This window comes from Vibrio sp. 1CM8B (assembly GCF_023161685.1).
In the GTDB taxonomy this organism is placed as follows: Bacteria; Pseudomonadota; Gammaproteobacteria; order Enterobacterales; family Vibrionaceae; genus Vibrio; species Vibrio coralliirubri.
The window spans coordinates 202,088-220,474 of record NZ_JALNTU010000002.1; the positions used below are offsets into that span (position 1 = coordinate 202,088).

Annotated in this window: 19 protein-coding genes; 11 read left to right on the plus strand and 8 right to left on the minus strand. The window is 45.2% G+C overall.

The features are described 5' to 3' along the window. Positions 1-8: 8 nt before the first annotated feature. Entirely contained in the window at positions 9-218 is a 210-nt protein-coding gene (locus tag MSG36_RS04680; RefSeq protein WP_019821638.1) for a DUF2897 family protein, read from the plus strand. 148 nt (positions 219-366) lie between these two features. Here MSG36_RS04680 and bamC read toward each other — a convergent pair whose 3' ends face one another. Then, complete coding sequence (gene bamC / locus MSG36_RS04685) at positions 367-1,413, minus strand: outer membrane protein assembly factor BamC (RefSeq protein WP_048616141.1); 1,047 nt, start codon at positions 1,411-1,413, stop codon at positions 367-369. Between the two features lie 48 nt (positions 1,414-1,461). Next, positions 1,462-2,340 (minus strand): 4-hydroxy-tetrahydrodipicolinate synthase, encoded by an 879-nt coding sequence (gene dapA / locus MSG36_RS04690; RefSeq protein ID WP_017060704.1) that lies wholly within the window; start codon positions 2,338-2,340, stop codon positions 1,462-1,464. A 374-nt stretch (positions 2,341-2,714) separates the two neighbouring features. On the opposite strand from dapA, the gene MSG36_RS04695 reads away from it, so the two are divergent. Continuing rightward, on the plus strand, positions 2,715-3,257 hold the full coding sequence (locus MSG36_RS04695) for a glycine cleavage system protein R (RefSeq protein WP_017060705.1): 543 nt from the start codon (positions 2,715-2,717) through the stop codon (positions 3,255-3,257). Between the two features lie 12 nt (positions 3,258-3,269). Continuing rightward, a complete protein-coding gene (gene bcp, locus MSG36_RS04700; RefSeq protein ID WP_050649614.1) occupies positions 3,270-3,740 on the plus strand; it encodes a thioredoxin-dependent thiol peroxidase in 471 nt (156 codons plus the stop codon). Positions 3,741-3,875: 135 nt separating this feature from the next. Here the strand turns inward: bcp and MSG36_RS04705 are convergent, their stop codons facing one another. Together MSG36_RS04705 and MSG36_RS04710 are read right to left on the minus strand one after the other, a co-directional pair. Beyond that, entirely contained in the window at positions 3,876-4,952 is a 1,077-nt protein-coding gene (locus tag MSG36_RS04705) for an AI-2E family transporter (protein WP_019821634.1), read from the minus strand. Further along, positions 4,945-5,184, minus strand: a complete 240-nt coding sequence (locus MSG36_RS04710) for a sulfurtransferase TusA family protein (RefSeq protein ID WP_017060709.1) — start codon at positions 5,182-5,184, stop codon at positions 4,945-4,947. Before MSG36_RS04710 ends, MSG36_RS04705 begins: the two co-directional genes overlap by 8 nt. A 178-nt stretch (positions 5,185-5,362) precedes the next feature. On the opposite strand from MSG36_RS04710, the gene MSG36_RS04715 reads away from it, so the two are divergent. The 4 genes from MSG36_RS04715 to MSG36_RS04730 all read left to right on the plus strand — a co-directional run bounded on the left by MSG36_RS04715 (position 5,363) and on the right by MSG36_RS04730 (position 8,324). After that, positions 5,363-6,817 carry a M48 family metallopeptidase gene (locus MSG36_RS04715; protein ID WP_248366532.1) on the plus strand — a complete coding sequence of 485 codons (1,455 nt, stop codon included), beginning with the start codon at positions 5,363-5,365 and terminating at the stop codon, positions 6,815-6,817. A 122-nt stretch (positions 6,818-6,939) separates the two neighbouring features. Continuing rightward, on the plus strand, positions 6,940-7,290 hold the full coding sequence (arsC, locus tag MSG36_RS04720; protein WP_248366534.1) for an arsenate reductase (glutaredoxin): 351 nt from the start codon (positions 6,940-6,942) through the stop codon (positions 7,288-7,290). A gap of 6 nt (positions 7,291-7,296) precedes the next feature. Then, positions 7,297-7,890: an NAD(P)H:quinone oxidoreductase gene (gene wrbA, locus MSG36_RS04725; protein WP_065675253.1), complete on the plus strand. Its 594-nt coding sequence runs from the start codon at positions 7,297-7,299 to the stop codon at positions 7,888-7,890. Then, positions 7,887-8,324, plus strand: a complete 438-nt coding sequence (locus tag MSG36_RS04730) for a DUF2069 domain-containing protein (protein WP_017060713.1) — start codon at positions 7,887-7,889, stop codon at positions 8,322-8,324. The genes wrbA and MSG36_RS04730 overlap by 4 nt, the downstream gene beginning before the upstream one ends. Positions 8,325-8,434: 110 nt before the next feature. Here the strand turns inward: MSG36_RS04730 and MSG36_RS04735 are convergent, their stop codons facing one another. Further along, positions 8,435-9,688, minus strand: coding sequence for a DUF2066 domain-containing protein (locus tag MSG36_RS04735; protein WP_248366536.1), 1,254 nt, complete (start codon positions 9,686-9,688; stop codon positions 8,435-8,437). 278 nt (positions 9,689-9,966) lie between these two features. Between MSG36_RS04735 and MSG36_RS04740 the strand changes: the two genes are divergently transcribed. Further along, the gene (locus MSG36_RS04740; RefSeq protein WP_050619933.1) at positions 9,967-11,205 is read left to right on the plus strand and encodes a uracil-xanthine permease family protein; all 1,239 of its coding nucleotides are present in this window, start codon (positions 9,967-9,969) and stop codon (positions 11,203-11,205) included. 141 nt (positions 11,206-11,346) lie between these two features. Here the strand turns inward: MSG36_RS04740 and upp are convergent, their stop codons facing one another. Continuing rightward, the gene (upp, locus tag MSG36_RS04745) at positions 11,347-11,973 is read right to left on the minus strand and encodes a uracil phosphoribosyltransferase (protein WP_017060716.1); all 627 of its coding nucleotides are present in this window, start codon (positions 11,971-11,973) and stop codon (positions 11,347-11,349) included. A gap of 169 nt (positions 11,974-12,142) precedes the next feature. On the opposite strand from upp, the gene purM reads away from it, so the two are divergent. Then, positions 12,143-13,183 (plus strand): phosphoribosylformylglycinamidine cyclo-ligase, encoded by a 1,041-nt coding sequence (purM, locus tag MSG36_RS04750; protein ID WP_008222945.1) that lies wholly within the window; start codon positions 12,143-12,145, stop codon positions 13,181-13,183. A 132-nt stretch (positions 13,184-13,315) separates the two neighbouring features. Beyond that, positions 13,316-13,990 carry a phosphoribosylglycinamide formyltransferase gene (purN, locus tag MSG36_RS04755; protein ID WP_248366538.1) on the plus strand — a complete coding sequence of 225 codons (675 nt, stop codon included), beginning with the start codon at positions 13,316-13,318 and terminating at the stop codon, positions 13,988-13,990. 103 nt (positions 13,991-14,093) lie between these two features. On the opposite strand, the gene MSG36_RS04760 is transcribed toward purN, so the two are convergent. Both MSG36_RS04760 and lpcA read right to left on the minus strand, forming a co-directional pair. Further along, positions 14,094-14,939: a class II glutamine amidotransferase gene (locus tag MSG36_RS04760; protein ID WP_048616160.1), complete on the minus strand. Its 846-nt coding sequence runs from the start codon at positions 14,937-14,939 to the stop codon at positions 14,094-14,096. Between the two features lie 67 nt (positions 14,940-15,006). After that, complete coding sequence (gene lpcA, locus MSG36_RS04765; RefSeq protein ID WP_248366540.1) at positions 15,007-15,582, minus strand: D-sedoheptulose 7-phosphate isomerase; 576 nt, start codon at positions 15,580-15,582, stop codon at positions 15,007-15,009. Positions 15,583-15,910: 328 nt separating this feature from the next. On the opposite strand from lpcA, the gene fadE reads away from it, so the two are divergent. Next, a complete protein-coding gene (gene fadE, locus MSG36_RS04770) occupies positions 15,911-18,376 on the plus strand; it encodes an acyl-CoA dehydrogenase FadE (RefSeq protein WP_248366542.1) in 2,466 nt (821 codons plus the stop codon). Positions 18,377-18,387: the final 11 nt, after the last annotated feature.

Consider the following 18,387-nt stretch of genomic DNA (forward strand, 5'->3'; position numbering starts at 1 on the left):
GAGCGCTTATGTTGGAGTGGCTTACAAACCCTTGGGTTATCATCATCATCGTGGTTAGCGTTGTGGTGGGTAACATCGCAGCGCTCAAACAGACCGCCAATATGGATCTGACGGGACGTGGTAAAACTGAGCGAGACTTAGATAAGCTCAATCGCTTGGATAAACTTAACCAAGAGAAAGCTGAAAAAGAAGAATCCAAAGACAATAAAGACGCATAGTTTTTTTCTTTGGCTAATCAGCTTGATTGACTAATATAGCCTGATGACAACGAATACAAAAAAAGAGGACACAGTGTGTCCTCTTTTTTATTTGCTTGAGCTAATCACAAGGCTGATTTAACTCAGCTCTGTGACGGCTTAAGTGCAACTACTCAGCTTTCGCTTCTTTGTCATCTTTGGTTTGGTCAGCAATATGCGCCAGTACCGGAACCATTGATTTAAGCAGCTCTTCTTCTACTGGCTTACCTGATGCATCCGTTACGTTGATTGACGTACGGTTGCCAAGATCACCAAATAGGAAGTTGTAAGTGCCTGGCGCTAAGTCGATAGGCTGTAGGCCAATTTCTTCCCAGAACTCATCATCTGGTGCTGCGTACTTCGCCTTCACCGTACCCTGAGATTGATTGCGTTCTTCAAGCTCAAAGCCCATTTCAGGCAACAAGCTAGGCAGACGCTGCCAGAATACATTGTATGGCGTACGAGCAATAATCACAGGGAAACCACTGCGGTCAGCACCCATTGAGATTGGGATGCGCTTCACCAACTCTTGCGCTTTCAGCTCCGCTTCAGCACGAAGGTTTTCATCGTACTTAGCCATAACTAGGTTAGTCAGGAACGCGTTGTAACGCTCTTTATTAGTTGCCGTTACTGGTTTCTCTTCAGTACCTTCACGCCAATCAATCAGGTTAATCTTGAAGCCATGACGGTTGTTTGCTTGGAAACGAGAGATAGAGTAGCGGCTGCCAATCTCTACGTCTTCATCTTCAGAAACCCAAGTTACCCAATCGGTCTCAATCTCATTCTCTGATTGCTCACGAATACCAATGCCACGTTGAGCCAGCATATCTACAGCCGTTTGCCACACGCGGTCAGCCTCTTCAGCACGAAGAAGCCATAGTGTCACTTCACCGTTTTGACGCTCAGCACGAGCACCCGGGATCAGTTCAAGAACCTGTTGCGGTGGACGAATATCCACTTCACGACCTGTACCACCACTGAATTCACCGCTTGGGATGTCAAAATTTGGGTAGAACTGAGGCTGAGCATCTTCAGGCAATTGCCATTGTGAAAACTCAGGTGTTTCTAAGTATTCGAAATCATCTTTGGCTTGGCGACGTTGAGTCGGGCTGCCAGAACATGCTGTAAGAACGAAAACAGCCAGTGACCCAATCACTAGCTGGTGAGAATACTTCATTTATACTCCTAAATGCCGAAGGTTCGCTTCGGCATCACTTCATACGTTTTAGTAAATGCACGCTTCAGTCATTGCTTGAGCAACAACAGGTTGAGCTGGCTCTGACAGTTCAGTCAGCGGTAGACGTAAGCCACCTTCAGCAATCAGACCCATTTTATGAACCGCCCATTTTACGGGAATAGGGTTAGACTCAACGAACAAATTCTTATGTAGAGGCATCAAACGCTCATTGATCGCTTCTGCTTCCTCAAACTTACCTTCTTTCGCTAGCTTGAACATGGTTGCCATATCAGCGGCTGCAACATTGTTCGTTACAGAGATCACGCCATCGCCACCACGCTTAACAAATTCTAGACCTGTTAAGTCATCACCACTTAGTAAGATAAAGTCTTCGCCACAAAGTTCACGGTGAATTGCAATTCTGTCGAGATCACCCGTCGCATCTTTCAGTGCAACGATGTTTTCGATCTCAGCAAGACGAGCAACCGTTTCTGGCAGCAAGTCTACAGCGGTACGACCAGGAACATTGTATAGGATTTGTGGAACGTCACTGACTTCAGCAATCGCTTTGTAGTGTTGGTACAAACCTTCTTGAGTCGGTTTGTTGTAGTAAGGCGTTACACTCAGGCAACCAGCAATACCAGAACCATTCAACAAACGGCTGAATAGAACAGATTCGTGAGTTGCATTTGCACCTGTACCAGCGATAACGGGAATACGACCATCAGCAAATTCAACGATCTTATTGACGACTTTGACATGCTCTTCAATAGTGAGTGTTGAAGACTCACCTGTTGTGCCAACCGCAACCAGACCATCACTACCTGCAGCAATATGGTGCTCAACTAACTTTTTAAGGCTGTCGAAATCCACTTCACCATCTGTATTAAATGGCGTAACTAGCGCAACGATACTTCCTGAAAACATGTCTATCTCCCTTAATTTATTCTTTTTGCATGTTACTGTAAGCCAATCAATAAACACAAGACATTAAAGTGGCTTACCGGCAACATCTGCATTAAATATTGTCGTATGTTTGAGGTAAAACGACTTCTAACGGCGTTCTACCTAGAATTTGGGTAACCTGCGCTCAATCTAGCGGATAGCACATCACTGGATGTCAGTAACAAGTAAGCTGTGCTCTCATCGCTCTATCTCATTTTTTAACGCGCTCAATATTTTTATCATTGGTTAGATGTTAGAAGCAAGGTGGCTTATAAAAAGCCCCTTACGCACGCTTATTCCACGAGCTAACTGTGCTAACATGCATGAATCAATGGAATATAAAGAGACGTGATTTTATGACTCAACATCTAGTAATCACAGCTGTGGGCACTGATCGCCCAGGTGTATGCAACCAAGTGGTTCATTTAGTCACCCAATCAGGCTGTAACATTATTGATAGCCGTATCGCCCTGTTTGGCGAAGAATTTACGCTTATCATGCTGCTGTCTGGAAAGGCAAACAACATTACCCGCGTTGAAACCACCTTGCCCTTGCTTGGACAAGAGCACGACTTGATTACGATTATGAAGCGAACCTCAACTCATGATGTTATTGAGAACTCTTACACAGTAGAGGTGTTCGTTGAGTCAGACGATAAAATCGGACTTACTGAGCAGTTTACCCAGTTCTTCGCAGACCGAAACATCGGCCTCGATTCGTTAAGTGCACGAACCATCAATAAATCTAAGGTTCAACTCGACAACGACCAATTCCATATCTCTATTACCGCTTCTGTGCAATCAGAATGTAACTTGATGCAGCTACAAGAAGAATTCGATTCGCTGTGTCAGAGCCTATCAGTCCAAGGCTCGCTCAACTTTATCAAAAACAGTCTTTAAAAAGGAAATGTCATGAATACGCTAACGGCTGGTGTTCCAGCACCTGCTTTTTCTCTTCCAGATCAAGATGGCAATATCGTATCTCTTGGTGACTTCAAAGGTAAAAAAGTACTTTTCTATTTTTACCCAAAAGCAATGACTCCAGGTTGTATTGTGCAAGCGGAAGGCCTGCGTGATATCAAAGCACAGCTTGATGAACTAAACGTGGTTGTTCTAGGTGTGAGTGTTGACCCAGTAAAACGTCTACCAAACTTCGTTGAAAAGAAATCTCTAAACTTCACCCTGCTATCTGATGAAGACCACAGCGTTGCTGAACAGTTTGGCGTTTGGGGCGAGAAGAAATTCATGGGTAAGGTATACGATGGTCTGCACCGTATTAGCTTCCTAATTGATGAAGAAGGTCAGATTGAACATGTCTTCAACAAGTTCAAGACTAAGACTCACCACGAAGTGGTTCTAGATTACTTCAATCAAGAAGCTTAAGGGCGATTTGAGTGAGTTAATGACTTAGATTCACCACTCTCTAAGGCAGAGCAACACTCATTAAGCCAATAGTTAAGCTAAGATCAAAAAGGCCGAACATCATGGATGTTCGGCCTTTTTCTATAACAAGGTCAATTACTTTTGATGTTCGGGGTCATCGTCTAATGCGTGACTCGGCAAGGCATTCCAAACCGCCTTAACTAACGTCGCCAACGGGATAGCAAAGAACACACCCCAGAATCCCCACAGTCCACCAAACACTAACACGGCAACAATAATGGCCACAGGGTGCAGGTTCACCGCTTCAGAGAAAAGAACCGGAACGAGCACGTTGCCATCTAGCGCTTGGATAATACCGTAAGCGAGAAGCAACCAGTAAAACTGAGGCTCTAATCCCCACTGGAACAAGCCAACAATCGCTACTGGAACAGTCACAGCTGCCGCGCCGATATAAGGGATCAGCACCGAGAAGCCAACCGCGACAGCCAACAAGACTGAATAACGCAGGTCCAGAATCGCGAAGGTTACGTAGCTGACACCACCAACGATTAAAATCTCTAAGACTTTACCGCGAATATAGTTCGAGATTTGCTGGTTCATCTCTTCCCATACTTTGGTCGCTAAACGACGATTTCGAGGAAGTACACCACTCGCCATTCTGATCATCTCTTCTTTGTCTTTTAACAAGAAGAAGATAAGCAGTGGTACAAGAATCAAGTAAACCGCCAAGGTCGCTAAGCTCACAAGAGAAGCAAGAGAGCCTTTGACAACACTTTCACCAAAACCTAACGCTTTGTTCTTGGCGTTAGACATAATGGACTCAACGATCTGCAGGTTGGCTAATTCTGGATAGCGTTCAGGAATCGTCGCGATGAAATTTTGTAAACTGCCATACATGCTTGGGATGTCATTGATTAGGTTACCCACTTGTTCCCAAATGGTTGGTACCAAGCCAAAGATCGCAAGTAGCATCACGCTAAAGAACATCATGATCACCAACATCACCGAAGGCGTTCTTGGAACACCGAGTCTTTGAAGTTGGGTAACAGGCCACTCAAGCAAATAAGCCAACACAATTGCAACCAAGAGTGGCGCAATTAGGTGACCAAAGAAGTAGATCGTAATAAAGCCGAAGAGAATGATGGCAACCAAACTGACAGCATGGGGATCAGAGAAACGTCGTTTATACCAACGATTGACCATTTCAAGCATCTGACTGCAATTCCTTTTTAGTGACGAGGAGGTGATGGTAATTAGAGCAAACCTCAGTGATGACGTCATAGGCTTGCTTAGATAAATAAGTAACAATATCTTTCATTGAGCTGTTATCAGACACATAAATTGACAATGACTGCCCTACTTCTAACTTTACACTGTGACGCTTGGCTAATAATAGCGCCATTGGACAGCGCTCTTGGCGTAAATCTAGAATATTAGGTGTCATTCTTGAGCTCGATGCTTATTATAAGGGTCGTATTGTAATCTGTTTTTGAAAACGCGCCATCATTCATTCATCTTCCTTCATGATAGCGCACGCACTTGGCAAAGGTTAAATCAGATAAAGAACCAATTTGCATTGCACTTGTCTTACTGTCAGAAGAAACGGAGTATTACTGACTAATATGTTTAAACGCGCTCGCTCAATTGCTTGCTTATGCATCGCAGCCACATTAAGCACCCCAACTATGGCAAATACCAATAGTTTGGAGCTACCAGATATCGGTACCGCTGCTGGCGGCACACTCACTATCGACCAAGAGCTTATCTATGGTGATGCCTACATGCGCATCATCAGAAGCAGCCAGCCTATCGTAAACGACCCAGTTCTAAACCTGTATATTGATACGCTTGGCCATCGTTTGGTCGCGAACGCAAATGATGTAAAGACACCCTTCCAGTTCTTTATGATCCGTGACCGCAACATCAACGCCTTTGCTTTCTTTGGTGGTTACGTTGCTTTGCACTCAGGTCTGTTCCTGCATGCACAATCTGAAAGTGAATTGGCTTCAGTATTAGCGCACGAAATCGCGCACGTAACCCAACGTCACTTAGCACGTAGTATGGAAGATCAAGCGCGCCGTTCTCCTGCAACCATTGCAGCCCTTGCGGCCTCAGTATTACTCGCAATTGCAGCTCCTGAAGCCGGCATTGCAGCCCTAACGGCAACGACTGCGGGTAATATGCAAAGCCAAATCAACTACACACGTAGTAATGAAAAAGAAGCCGACCGCTTTGGTATCAACACGCTGGCAAAAGCTGGGTTTGATGTGAATGCTATGCCACGTTTCTTTGGCCGTTTAGCTGATGAATACCGCTATGCAAGTACACCACCGCCAATGCTACTGACTCACCCATTACCAGAAGACCGAATCACCGATTCACGTGCTCGTGCTCGTAGTTACCCGCCACTGAAACTGGCTCCGTCTCTGGACTACCACCTAGCAAGAGCCCGCATTGTTGCGCGCTATGCTGGCATTAATAATGATGCTGCTCTTGATTGGTTTGAGCGTCAGCTGAAGAAAGCCCCTAAAGCTTTGGTCCCGTCATTAGAATATGGCCAAGCACTGGTTTACCTAGACTTTAAAAAATTAGACAAAGCAGAGCCGATTCTGAACAAGCTGATTAACAGCGACCCAACTAACCTATTTTATCTAGATGCTATTTCTGATTTGCACATCGAGAAGAAACAGCCTGAGGTTGCAATTAAAGAACTTAAATCGGCACTGGTTCGTCAACCAAACAACCCAGTTCTGACTATTAACTACGCCAACGCACTGATTGAAAATGAAGATCTACAGGAAGCGGTTCGCGTATTGCAACGTTACACGCACGATAATCCGAACGACACCAATGGCTGGCACTTACTTTCAAAAGTAAATACGAGCCTTGGTAATAGCGACGAAGAACTGGCTGCTCGTGCAGAAATTTTGGCTCTGCAAGCCAACTGGAACAAAGCGATTCAGTACTACACGCAAGCAAGCCAAATCGCAGAATTAGGAAGCCTAAAACAAGCACGCTACGACGCTCGAATTGATCAGCTGATGATTCAACGAGAACGCTTCTTGTCGCTACAATAATATGTTTACTGGTAACAGCTCGTTGCCAGAATAAAAAGAAAGCTCAACGTTACACAAAAAAGAAGTCACCTCTGGTGGCTTCAGCTAAACAACTAAATCAAAAATAATAATGAGGAAGAACCATGTCTGTCGTGATTTATCATAACCCACGCTGCTCAAAGAGCCGTCAAACTCTAGAAGTGCTTCAGGAAAACGGCGTACAGCCAGAGGTCATCAAATACCTGGAGACTCCGTTAACAGTTGAACAGCTGAAAGTACTGTTCACTCAGCTTGGTTTTGACAGTGTTCGCGACATGATGCGCACCAAAGAAGCGGACTACAAAGAAGCAAACCTTGGCGATGCTTCAGTTACTGATGAAGATCTTTTCGCCGCGATGGCAACCAATCCAAAACTGTTTGAGCGCCCAATGGTTGTAGCAAACAACAAAGCGAAGATTGGTCGCCCACCAGAGCAAGTGCTAGAGATTCTGTAATCCAATATGAGCATTAACATTCTTGTTCTTTACTACAGTCGTCACGGCAATACACAAGCTTTAGCAAGGCAGATTGCACGAGGGGTTGAATCCATCCCGAACTGCGAAGCTATGCTAAGAACGGTGAACGACGTGTACACAGTAGAAGAGCAGCCTGATTCGCGTTATCAACCAACCGATCCTATTGCCTCGTTACAAGAGCTTCGATCTTGTGATGGTTTGGCGCTAGGCAGTCCGGTTTGGTTTGGCAACATGGCCGGGCCAATGAAGCACTTTTGGGATAGCACGACATCAATGTGGATCAATGGTGATCTCATCGATAAGCCAGCTTGTGTCTTTACCTCTTCTTCTTCACTGCATGGTGGTCAAGAGACGACACAACAAAGCATGATGTTGCCCCTGCTTCATCACGGCATGTTAGTCGTGGGCATCCCCTACTCAGAGCCTGCACTGCACACCACGCAAACCGGTGGTACGCCTTATGGTGCAAGCAGTACTGGAGAGAGCGCTTCGCTTAGCAAAGAAGAGATTGAGTTGGCGCAAAACCTAGGTAAACGCCTAGCGCGCATAGCGTTAAACCAAAAGGGAATTTATCAATGATGTATATGCCAGAGAAGGCCATGTCTCCCAAAACCAAGCTATTTCGCTACCTTGCTTTAGCGGGCAACTTGTCACTTTTATTCTGGGTGGTGGCTTGGCAGATGACGCTTTCACCGCACCCTCATCTCAGTAATGTCACACTGGCGATTGCTTGGGCTATCCCACTGTTACTGCCACTGCCGGGCATTTTAGCAGGAAAACCTTATACGCACGCATGGGCGAATTTCGTCTTGATGCTCTATTTCCTACACGCATTAACTATCTTGTATGTAGACGATGGTGAACGTTTATTAGCGGCTGTAGAACTGCTTCTGACGACTCTAGGTTTCGCGGGCAATATCTTATTTACTCGCTTTAGAGCCAAAGAGTTAGGCATCAAGTTGAAGCGTCTTTCTGAAGTAGAAAAGAGAGAGAAAGCTAAGTTCGAGCAATAATATTGAACCCATGCTTTTAAACTGACCGCTTACAAACAAAAAGCCCTGCGAGATTGCTCTTGCAGGGCTTTTTTCATGTTTTCATTTCAATCAGTCATGTCAGCTGACAATTATGAGCGAACCCACTCGTAGACCAAGCTTGGCTTAGCATGTACTGGCGCAGTGATGGTTAGATCTTCTGTACTAGAATCCTCTAACGTTGTGTCAGGCGTTAGCTCAGCATCCTCAGATACCTCGTTGCCCTTAATCACTTGTACGCCTGAGTCAGTTTCGTCACCAACGACTTCAGCAGCGTCTGTTGAATCATCACCGACAGACATTGTGTTGTCTTGAGTTTCAAATTCAGGACTCACTTCAGGCTCAATGTAAGATTCTTCAACCTTCGCAACTTGGCGGATACTTGCCACTTCTTGCTCAAACTCTTGTTGAGTCGACAATAAGTGAATTCGGAAAGTGACTTCGTTGTTCTGAATCTTCAGGATATCTAGGCTTGCCACCGAGTTTAGACGCTTAAGTGCGTTTTCCAACTGGAAGAAGTCTTGAGCATTATTCAGGCTAATAAACTGCGTTAAAATCGATTCTGATGACTCACTCGCTACCGTCACGGCACTTTTGCCTGCGTAGTAGTTACTGATTTGGTCGACTAACTTCTTAGAGGTCGTTGCACTGTTACCTGATAAAGAACCACTTACAGGCGATGTTGGTGCGCTCGTCAATTGACTTGGCTTTTGATCGTATAGAGCCCAACGTAGGCCCGAAGATTGAGCCTTTATCACCAACACAGCATCAACAGGATAACGCTGACTCGCTTTACTAATTGGCGTAACAAAGCTACCCCATAAATCAGAAGTCGCAATACCTGTAATATCGTCAAAGTCACCCACAGGCAGCGTTAGAGGCAAGCCACGCTCTTTTGCGTTCGCTTGTAAGCCAGCGGCCAACTGTGAGTTAGAGTGTTCCCATACGATGTTCTTGTCGTAGTTGTCCTCTTCCACCAGCCAAACAAGGATGTTTGAACGCGTATCAGGCCAGTAAGGTAACTGTGCTTGAGTCAGTAGAGAACGGATTTGAGCACCGTTAAAACGCATACGCAATGTTGATTGGTCATTGCTTTCGCCAAAACTCATTTGAGACATGTACTGCGAACTCTTGCGCATCGCCTTTTGAATCGTCTCATTCGAAGCGACATCAGTTTGGCCAGTCGCACGTATCAATACCTGCTCCATACCTGTATTTCTTGCCACTTGTTCTGGCTGTTTGTCTTCAGCGTTAATCGCAACTTCAGCACTAAAAATATCTACTTGAGTTAAGGCATAACTCGGAGAGGTTAATAGTCCCATCAACAACAATGCTATGTAGCGCATACTGATCCTAATATTCAAATCTTGTGCCTAGATGATAAGCAACTATGGATTGAGGGGCAAGGTCGTTAGCGCCCACTGTGTTTAATAACCACAAAATATCACCTGGCCATGATAAATCGCTCACTTATAAACTGAATTTCTAGGGCTTAGATGGATATAAAACATCACTAAGATAAATAAATTTGATCTATCTGGTGTAGCAATCGATTGCTAAGTGATAGAATCCCGCGAATTTTATTTTTCACTTTTCATATAACGACCATTTTTAAGGACATATCATGAAAAATGCTTTGCAAGGTGCGCAAATGCTGTTCGTAGCTTTTGGTGCGCTTGTACTCGTGCCGCTACTAACAGGACTTGATCCTAACGTTGCACTCTTTGGCGCAGGTATCGGTACCCTTTTATTCCAACTTATTACACGCCGTTCAGTGCCAATCTTCTTAGCGTCTTCTTTCGCATTCATCGCGCCTATCATGTTTGGTATTCAAACTTGGGGTGTAGGTGCAACCATGGGTGGCCTTATGGCGGCGGGTGTTGTGTATGTACTAATGGGCGCGTTAATTAAAGTTCGTGGCGTTGGCTTCATCCATAAACTGCTTCCACCGGTCGTGGTTGGCCCTGTGATCATGGTTATCGGTTTAGGCCTTGCGCCTGTTGCGGTTAACATGGCGTTAGGTAAGACAGGCGATGGCGCAGTTCAGCTTGTTGATGCAGACGCTGCACTGTGGATCTCTTCGATTTCACTATTGGTGACCATTGTCATCAGTGTGTTCTCTAAAGGCTTCCTTAAGCTACTACCAATCTTCGGTGGTATTGTCGCGGGTTACATCACTAGCTTGGTTTATGGCGCAGTCGACTTCACACCAGTAGCGCAAGCATCTTGGTTAGCACTGCCAAACTTCACAGCGCCAGAGTTCAACATCAATGCGATCTTCTTTATGGTATTTGTTGCGATTGCACCGGCTGTTGAACACGTAGGCGACATGCTTGCTATCTCTAACGTGACCGGTAAAGACTACCTCAAGAAGCCAGGCCTACACCGCACAATTACTGGCGACGGTGTGGCAACAATTGCTGCTTCTATGCTGGGCGCGCCACCAAACACGACCTACAGCGAAGTAACAGGTGCTGTAATGCTAACCAAAGCATTCAACCCAGTGATCATGACTTGGGCCGCGGTAACAGCTATCGTTCTTGCATTGGTCGGTAAGCTAGGCGCACTACTTCAAACGATTCCGGTTCCTGTAATGGGCGGCATCATGATTCTACTGTTTGGTTCTATCGCAACCGTAGGCTTGAATACTCTAATTCAAAACAAAGTTGACCTGCACAAATCACGCAACCTTGTGATTGTGGGCATTACCTTAGTATTTGGTATTGGCGGCATGGCATTTGGCATCGGCGACTTTAGCCTACAGGGCGTAAGCTTATGTGGCATCGTAGCGATTCTACTCAACCTAGTACTTCCAGATGAGCTAGGTGACAACACTGTGGTAGATAAAGCTCAAATCGATTAATGAATCGATAAGGCTAGATTCAAAAGAATCACAACCTAACAAGATCAAAAAAGGGAGAGCATCGAATGCTCTCCCTTTTTATTAATACGGTTAATTCAGCAAGTTAAGGAACTGTTTAGAGTCACTTAAGCTGAAACCGAATTACTTAGTACCGAAGATCTTATCACCAGCATCGCCAAGACCAGGAACAATGTAGCCCTTGTCGTTTAGCTTCTCATCGATTGCAGCCGTGTAAAGCTCAACATCTGGGTGCGCTTTTTCTAGAGCAGCGATACCTTCAGGAGCAGCAACAAGCACAAGAATCTTAAAGTGCTTACAACCTTTCTCTTTCATCAGGTCGATAGTTGCGATCATAGAACCACCTGTCGCAAGCATTGGGTCTACCACTAGAGCAATACGCTCATCGATGTTAGACGCAAGCTTGTTGAAGTATGGTACTGGCTCAAGTGTTTCTTCGTCACGGTAGATACCAACAACGCTGATACGTGCACTTGGGATGTGCTCAAGAACGCCGTCCATCATGCCTAGACCAGCACGTAGGATTGGCACTACCGTTACTTTTTTACCTTTAATTTGGTCAACTTCTACTGGACCGTTCCAACCGTTAATCGTCACACGCTCAGTTTCAAAGTCTGATGTCGCTTCGTATGTTAGAAGGCTACCCACTTCTGTCGCTAGCTCACGAAAACGCTTAGTGCTAATCTCACCTTCACGCATCAGGCCAATTTTATGTTTTACTAGCGGGTGTTTCACTTCAACAACTTTCATTTCCAACTCCGGCAATATTTAAACAAACCTGTAGATTATACACGAACTCTAAGGTTATTTCAGAATCTTTATTCTAATAAAAAAAACCGCGCAAACGTTTGCTCTTGGTAATCAAGCCCTGTTAGAATAGCGCCGTTTTCACATCCAACTTAAGTTCGAGGACTATCCCGTGAGTGGTAATACTTCTTCTCTAAGCTACAAAGACGCTGGTGTTGATATCGACGCAGGTAATGCACTAGTAGACCGTATCAAAGGTGCTGTTAAACGCACTCGTCGCCCTGAAGTAATGGGCGGTATTGGTGGCTTTGGCGCCCTATGTGAACTTCCAACGAAATACAAAGAGCCGGTACTTGTTTCAGGTACTGATGGTGTTGGTACTAAACTTCGCCTTGCTTTGGATCTGAAAAAACACGACACCATTGGTATCGACCTAGTGGCAATGTGTGTGAACGACTTAATCGTTCAAGGTGGTGAGCCGCTATTCTTCCTAGACTACTACGCAACAGGTAAGCTAGATGTAGATACAGCAGCAGACGTTGTTTCTGGTATTGCTGAAGGCTGTGTTCAAGCTGGCTGTGCACTAATCGGTGGTGAAACTGCTGAAATGCCAGGCATGTACGAAGGCGACGACTACGATGTAGCTGGCTTCTGTGTTGGTGTTGTAGAAAAAGCTGACATCATTGACGGCACTAAAGTAGCAGCAGGCGACGCACTTATCGCTGTTGGTTCAAGTGGTCCACACTCAAACGGTTACTCTTTAATTCGTAAAGTCCTAGAAGTTTCTGGTGCTGACAAGAGTGAAGAACTAGAAGGTCGCACTATCGGTGAGCACCTACTAGAACCAACTAAGATTTACATCAAATCGGCACTTAAGATGATTGCTGAGCATGACATTCATGCTATCTCGCACATCACAGGTGGTGGTTTCTGGGAAAACATCCCACGCGTACTTCCTGAAGGTACTAAAGCCGTCATTGATGGCAAGAGCTGGGAATGGCCTGCTATCTTCAACTGGCTACAAGAGAAAGGTAACGTGGAGACATTTGAAATGTACCGCACTTTCAACTGTGGTGTAGGCCTAGTTGTTGCTCTACCTAAAGATCAAGCAGACGCTGCTGTTGAACTACTGAAAGCTGAAGGCGAAAACGCTTGGGTTATCGGTGAGATCGCAAACGCTGAAGCTGGCGAAGAGCAAGTTGAAATCAAATAAGTGATACGCTCACTTACTTAGTTAATCAATGAGGACCTAATGGTCCTCATTTTGCTATTTAGCCCGCAGAAAACCTTAGTTTATGTAGGTACATTGTAAACAGTTCAGTTAATCAATCGTATGACCCACTCTATGAAAAACAATCACTCAAATAAAACCAGTCACTCTAATAAAAACATCGTTGTGTTAGTTTCAGGAAGCGGAAGTAACTTACAGGCAATTTTGGATGCCTGTGATAACAATATGATTGATGCTTCAGTTAAGGCTGTCTTCTCAAACAAAGCAGAGGCTTTTGGATTAGAACGAGCGAAAACCGCAGGTGTTGACGCACATTCAGTGAATCCAAAAGACTTTGGTTCACGTGAAGAGTTCGATCATGAATTGATGATTCAGATTGATGCATACCAACCCGATTTAATCGTACTTGCGGGATACATGCGTATCCTGAGTTCAGAGTTTGTTCGTCACTATGCGGGAAAAATGGTCAACATCCACCCTTCCCTGTTACCTAAATACCCAGGCCTACACACCCACCAGCGTGCCATTGATGCACAAGATAAAGAGCACGGAACTAGCGTCCACTTTGTTACCGAAGAGCTTGATGGTGGCCCTGTGATCTTACAAGCTAAGGTTCCGGTATTTGAAGATGACGATGCTGATACGCTGGCAAGCCGAGTGCTTACTCAAGAACACTGCATTTACCCTATGGTCTGCAAATGGTTCGCCGAAGGTCGTTTATCAATGCTAAATGGGCAGGCTGTCTTAGACGGTAAGGCATTAGGCAAACACGGTTACGCAGAAGAGTAATTCGTCAGAAACTAAATCAAATAAAAAAAGCCGCTTACTGATTCATTAGTTCAGTAAGCGGCTTTTTTGTAGGGTTCAAATAATACTATTCGGGATACTTAGCTCAGCTCAATGGTTCAGTTGGCGCTTGGCTTGCTACCTTCTTCGGCGCATAAGCGACATCTTCCAATGCTTTATGATTGTTGCCAATCAGCTCACCAAAATGAAACAGCGCATATTCGCCCGGCTTCATTCTAAACCACTCTTCATTGTCTGTTAGAGGCTGAGTTGCCACCACTGTAACCACATCATTAGGCGTAGTTTCTTCTTGGAAGTTAATCTCAACATCTTCATCAATCAGGCTCGCTTTACCAAAAGGTGCGCGCCTTGTAATCCAGTACAAATGATTGGTGCAGTACGTCATCACATACTCACCATCACTGAGTAACATGTTAAATACGCCTTTCTCTCGCAACTGGTCACAACATTCCGCTACGAAGCGAAACATACCTTCCATATCTTGAGGTGGCTCAGGGAAACGCTCTTCAAGTTGTTTGAGTAGCCAACAGAAGGAGAGCTCACTGTCTGTCTCGCCAACCGGTCTGAAACGACCACTAATCAGATCGTCGTAATCCGTTAATTGACCATTGTGAGCAAAGGTCCAGTATCGCCCCCAAAGCTCACGAGTAAAAGGGTGTGTATTCTCTAGATTAACACCACCACGGTTCGCTTGACGGATATGACTGACAACGGCTTGGCTTTTAATTGGGTAGTTTTGAACCAACTCAGCGATCTTAGATTCACAGCTAGGGTTAGGATCTTTAAATGTACGAAAACCCTTTCCCTCATAGAAGGTAATACCCCAGCCATCGCGGTGCGGGCCAGTATTGCCTCCACGCTGCATAAGACCAGTAAAGCTAAAACAAATATCAGTTGGCACATTCGCGCTCATACCGAGCAATTCACACATGGTTTAATCTACTCCCTATTAAAACCAATGGAGCCACAAACCTGGGTTCCAAATGTCTGTAAAACTATTATTCCATCTCTTTTTCAACAAGCTGAATCACAATATGGATGATCTTAATGTGAATCTCTTGGATGCGATCTGCGTAACCAAAGTGTGGCACTCGGATTTCAATATCGGCGCAACCCGCCATTTTGCCGCCATCTTTACCCGTCAATGCAATCGTCTTCATGCCTTTAGCTTGAGCAGCTTCAATCGCTTTTAGAATATTGGCAGAGTTACCTGAAGTCGACAGACCGAGCAACACATCACCTTTACGACCTACCGCTTCTACATAACGAGAAAATACGTGGTCGTAGCCAAAATCATTACTCACGCAAGACAGGTGGCTTGGATCTGAAATCGCAATGCCAGCGTAACCTGGACGGTTTTCACGGTATCGGCCTGTAAGCTCTTCCGCAAAGTGCATTGCATCACAGTGTGAACCACCGTTGCCACAAGAAAGCACTTTGCCCTCTTGCTTGAATGAGTCAGCAATCAGTTTTGCCGCCGCTTCAATTTGAGCGATGTTATGGTCATCACTCAGGAACTTATTCAGAACGTCAGCAGCTTCGTTCAATTCACTTTTGATTAGGTCATGGTACATAAGGCTTATCTCTTATATTTTTTTACGCAACTTAAAGTACGTGAAATGAGAGCTGAGGGTTTTCCCCTCTTTTACCTGAGTTTACCCACAAACATGAAATAGTGTCGACACTTAAGCCCAAAGATTGCCACCTTTATTAGGGTCTCACTGCCGATCCGTCCAAATATTCGCCACCAACCTCTCACAATTAGAACTTTAACTCTATTGAGATCACTTTTTATTCACTTTGGAGTTTTACAAATATTTAATATTTTGTTTACACTTGACTGGTTAGACCTCTTACCTAAAACTTAATAACAATAAGTGATCTCTGAAAAGGAAATCGATCATGAACATATTGCTCTCCCTACTCGGCATGACCGTCATCTTAGGCGTCTGTCTTTACCATAGAGTTAGTCTGGTACGTGCATTAGTTGTATTAACCGGCGCAATGGTAGCATTAACTCTGTTTGGCGACGTGGCTGTTACTGGCTGGCTTTGCTATTTATTAGCCGTTGCGATCTTTGCTGTACCGACCATTCGTCAGACACTGATCAGCCAAAAAGCACTTTCTTTATTTAAGAAAGTTCTACCAGCAATGTCTCAGACAGAAAAAGAAGCACTAGAAGCTGGCACAGTATGGTGGGAAGCAGAGCTGTTCAAAGGCAAACCTGAATGGAAGAAGCTTCAGAACATTGCTGACCCTAAGCTCTCTGAAGCTGAGCAAGCGTTTTTAGATGGCCCTGTGAATACCGTGTGTGAAATGGTCAATGATTACCAAGTGACACATGAGCTTGCTGATTTGCCACCAGAAGTATGGCAATACCTGAAAGACCATAAATTCTTCGCCATGATCATCAAGAAAAAATACGGCGGCTTAGAGTTCTCAGCTTACGCTCAATCTTTGGTTCTACAGAAGCTAACGGGCGTTTCTAGTGTATTGTCATCGACCGTTGGCGTACCTAACTCATTAGGCCCTGGTGAGCTTTTACAACACTACGGTACAGAAGAACAAAGAAACCACTACCTGCCTCGCCTAGCGGAAGGTAAAGAGATCCCTTGTTTTGCTCTGACTAGCCCAGAAGCCGGTTCAGATGCAGGTTCAATCCCAGATTACGGTGTGGTTTGTAAAGGCGACTGGCAAGGCGAAGAAGTACTTGGCATGCGCCTAACTTGGAACAAGCGTTACATCACTCTCGCGCCTGTCGCGACCGTTCTAGGCTTGGCTTTTAAACTTCGTGACCCAGACGGTCTGCTTGGTGACCAAAAAGATCTTGGTATCACTTGTGCGCTTATCCCAACAGATTTAAAAGGCGTAGAGATTGGCAACCGCCACTTCCCACTAAACGTACCTTTCCAGAATGGTCCAACGCAAGGCGACGATATCTTCGTGCCTATCGATTTCATCATTGGTGGCCAGAAAATGGCAGGTCAAGGCTGGCGCATGCTGGTTGAGTGTCTGTCGGTTGGTCGTGGTATCACACTGCCTTCAAACTCAACCGGTGGCATTAAGTCTGCTGCGCTCGCAACAGGCGCTTACGCTCGTATCCGCCGTCAGTTCAAACAGCCTATTGGCCGCATGGAAGGGGTTGAAGAGCCACTTGCACGCCTAGCGGGTAACGCTTATGTAATGGACGCTGCAAGTAACCTAACCGTCGCAGGTATTGACCTTGGTGAAAAGCCTTCGGTTATCTCTGCAATCGTTAAGTACCACTGTACTCACCGAGGCCAACGCAGCATCATTGATGCGATGGATATCGTCGGCGGTAAAGGTATTTGCTTAGGCCCATCGAACTTCCTAGCTCGTGGCTACCAAGGCTCACCTATCGCGATAACGGTTGAAGGCGCAAACATCCTGACTCGTTCAATGATCATCTATGGTCAAGGTGCGATTCGTTGTCACCCTTACGTACTGAACGAAATGGAAGCCGCTTATTCTGAAAGCAGCGATGCGCTTGATAAGTTTGATTCAGCGTTAGCTGGACACGTTAGCTTTACGATGAGTAACCTAGTCCGCAGCTTGTGGTTTGGTTTAACCGATGGTCGTGGTTCTGATGCGCCAACACCTTCAAATAAAACGGATAAACAGACACAGCGTTACTACCAACAGCTAAACCGCTACAGTGCAAACCTAGCGCTACTGTCTGATATTTCAATGGCAGTTCTAGGCGGATCACTGAAGCGTAGAGAACGTTTATCAGCAAGACTGGGGGATATCTTAAGTCAACTTTACCTCGGTTCAGCAACGTTGAAGCGCTTTGAAAGCGAAGGCAGCCACGCTGAAGATCTACCGTTAGTACATTGGGGTATGCAAGATAGCTTACGTCAGACTGAAGTGGCGATTGATGAGTTCTTAGCGAACTTCCCTAACCCTGTGATTGGTCGTCTGCTTCGTGTTGTGCTAATGCCATTTGGTCGTATCCGTCGTGCTCCAAACGACAAGCTCGATAGCAAAGTTGCGCACATTCTACAAACACCAAGCGAAACACGCTCTCGTATAGGTCGCGGCCAATACCTAGAAGCGACGGAATACAACCCAGTAGGTAAAATTGAAAAAGCGCTAGAAGTGATTCTTCAAGCTGAACCTCTGTTCGACAAAGTCTGCAAAGAGACACATCAAAAACGTGCCTTCTTACGACTTGATCTTGTTGCTCAGTTGGGACTTGAGAAAGGTATCTTAACGCAAGACGAAGCAAATCTTCTGATTAGCGCTGAGGAACATAGACTGTACACGATTAACGTGGATGACTTCTCACCAGAGGAGCTTGCAGCAAAGTCTCAGTACCCAGACCAATCGATTGATAACGTCGCTTAAGGCCAGAAAAA

What these genes read in the sequence shown, in the direction of transcription:
- MSG36_RS04680 (WP_019821638.1), top strand. Translation starts at nt 9, where the DNA reads ATGTTGGAGTGGCTTACAAACCCTTGGGTTATCATCATCATCGTGGTT.
- bamC (WP_048616141.1), bottom strand. Translation starts at nt 1,413, where the DNA reads ATGAAGTATTCTCACCAGCTAGTGATTGGGTCACTGGCTGTTTTCGTT.
- dapA (WP_017060704.1), bottom strand. Translation starts at nt 2,340, where the DNA reads ATGTTTTCAGGAAGTATCGTTGCGCTAGTTACGCCATTTAATACAGAT.
- MSG36_RS04695 (WP_017060705.1), top strand. Translation starts at nt 2,715, where the DNA reads ATGACTCAACATCTAGTAATCACAGCTGTGGGCACTGATCGCCCAGGT.
- bcp (WP_050649614.1), top strand. Translation starts at nt 3,270, where the DNA reads ATGAATACGCTAACGGCTGGTGTTCCAGCACCTGCTTTTTCTCTTCCA.
- MSG36_RS04705 (WP_019821634.1), bottom strand. Translation starts at nt 4,952, where the DNA reads ATGCTTGAAATGGTCAATCGTTGGTATAAACGACGTTTCTCTGATCCC.
- MSG36_RS04710 (WP_017060709.1), bottom strand. Translation starts at nt 5,184, where the DNA reads ATGACACCTAATATTCTAGATTTACGCCAAGAGCGCTGTCCAATGGCG.
- MSG36_RS04715 (WP_248366532.1), top strand. Translation starts at nt 5,363, where the DNA reads ATGTTTAAACGCGCTCGCTCAATTGCTTGCTTATGCATCGCAGCCACA.
- arsC (WP_248366534.1), top strand. Translation starts at nt 6,940, where the DNA reads ATGTCTGTCGTGATTTATCATAACCCACGCTGCTCAAAGAGCCGTCAA.
- wrbA (WP_065675253.1), top strand. Translation starts at nt 7,297, where the DNA reads ATGAGCATTAACATTCTTGTTCTTTACTACAGTCGTCACGGCAATACA.
- MSG36_RS04730 (WP_017060713.1), top strand. Translation starts at nt 7,887, where the DNA reads ATGATGTATATGCCAGAGAAGGCCATGTCTCCCAAAACCAAGCTATTT.
- MSG36_RS04735 (WP_248366536.1), bottom strand. Translation starts at nt 9,688, where the DNA reads ATGCGCTACATAGCATTGTTGTTGATGGGACTATTAACCTCTCCGAGT.
- MSG36_RS04740 (WP_050619933.1), top strand. Translation starts at nt 9,967, where the DNA reads ATGAAAAATGCTTTGCAAGGTGCGCAAATGCTGTTCGTAGCTTTTGGT.
- upp (WP_017060716.1), bottom strand. Translation starts at nt 11,973, where the DNA reads ATGAAAGTTGTTGAAGTGAAACACCCGCTAGTAAAACATAAAATTGGC.
- purN (WP_248366538.1), top strand. Translation starts at nt 13,316, where the DNA reads ATGAAAAACAATCACTCAAATAAAACCAGTCACTCTAATAAAAACATC.
- MSG36_RS04760 (WP_048616160.1), bottom strand. Translation starts at nt 14,939, where the DNA reads ATGTGTGAATTGCTCGGTATGAGCGCGAATGTGCCAACTGATATTTGT.
- lpcA (WP_248366540.1), bottom strand. Translation starts at nt 15,582, where the DNA reads ATGTACCATGACCTAATCAAAAGTGAATTGAACGAAGCTGCTGACGTT.
- fadE (WP_248366542.1), top strand. Translation starts at nt 15,911, where the DNA reads ATGAACATATTGCTCTCCCTACTCGGCATGACCGTCATCTTAGGCGTC.